Genomic DNA, 1,171 nt, shown 5'->3' on the forward strand with positions numbered 1-1,171 from the left:
ACCGGCGCCAAGTGCTCACCGGGAGCGCAAAACGGTGCGCAAGGCAGATAGCGGGATCATCGAGATTGAAGTGGACGGCATCACGATCCGAGCCGGTCGTGGAGCGGATACGGCGATGATTGCGTCGATTGTCCAGGCGCTGAAGGTGAGCCGGTGATCGGTCCGTCAGGTGCGGTCCGGGTGATGGTGGCGACCAAGCCGGTAGACTTCCGCAAGGGCATGGAGGGTCTTGCGACCCTGGTGCGCGAGAGCATGGGTGCAGATCCATTCTCGGGAGCTGTTTATGTGTTCCGGGCCAAGCGGGCGGACCGGATCAAGCTGGTGTTCTGGGATGGAACGGGCCTGTGCCTGTTCGCCAAGAGGCTTGAGGATGGGACCTTCCGCTGGCCGAAGATCGAGGACGGTGTGATGCGCCTGTCGGCAGCGCAATTGTCGGCGCTGCTGGAAGGACTCGACTGGCGGCTTGTGCACGAGGCACGGGGGACGCCGGCGCCAGCGCAGCCCGGGTAGTTGTTGGCAGCGCTGCGGCGAAGTGAATCAGGACCGTCGGATGCGTCGCCAGATGGCGGCGAATATGCTCTGATTTGGCTGTGAGCGACGTCCTGCCTGACGATCCGGAGACGCTGAAAGCGATGCTGCTCGCCGAGCGGTGCGAGAGCGAGCGGCTGCGTCAGATCATCAAGGAATTGCAGCGGCATCGGTTTGGCCGACGGGCAGAGACGCTGCCTGAAGACCAGATGCTGCTGGGCCTGGAAGACGTCGAGCAAGTCGCAGCGTACGGCGAGACGGCACAGGACATCAGTGCACCTGAAGGCCGTGATGCGCGAGCTCGCAAGCGCCGGGGCAACCGTGGCGCCTTGCCGGCGCACCTGCCGCGGATCGAGGTCATCGTCGACATCGAGGACAGGACCTGTCCCTGCTGCCAAGGCGAGTTACATCGGATCGGCGAGGATAGAAGCGAGCGGCTGGACCTGGTCCCGGCGCAGTTCCGGATCCTCGTGACCCGGCGGCCCAAATACGCCTGCCGGGTTTGCGAGGATGGCGTCATGCAGGCGCCAGCTCCGGCTCGGCTGATCGAGGGCGGACTGCCAACGGAAGCAACCGTCGCACAGGTTCTGGTGTCAAAATATGCCGATCACCTGCCGCTCTATCGGCAAGCGCAGATCTATGC

The 1,171-nt window shown here is 64.2% G+C and carries 2 protein-coding genes; both read left to right on the forward strand.

Going from position 1 to position 1,171, the window contains the following annotated elements; genetic code table 11:
• Positions 1-153 precede the first annotated feature (153 nt).
• The gene (gene tnpB / locus IVB13_RS09660) at positions 154-510 is read left to right on the forward strand and encodes an IS66 family insertion sequence element accessory protein TnpB (protein ID WP_247295361.1); all 357 of its coding nucleotides are present in this window, start codon (positions 154-156) and stop codon (positions 508-510) included.
• Between the two features lie 122 nt (positions 511-632).
• Positions 633-1,171, forward strand: a 539-nt coding sequence (locus IVB13_RS09665; protein ID WP_247488642.1) for an IS66 family transposase zinc-finger binding domain-containing protein, incomplete at its 3' end; no start/stop codon positions are given.

It is taken from the genome of Bradyrhizobium sp. 17 (assembly GCF_023073515.1).
GTDB lineage: Bacteria > Pseudomonadota > Alphaproteobacteria > Rhizobiales > Xanthobacteraceae > Bradyrhizobium > Bradyrhizobium canariense_D.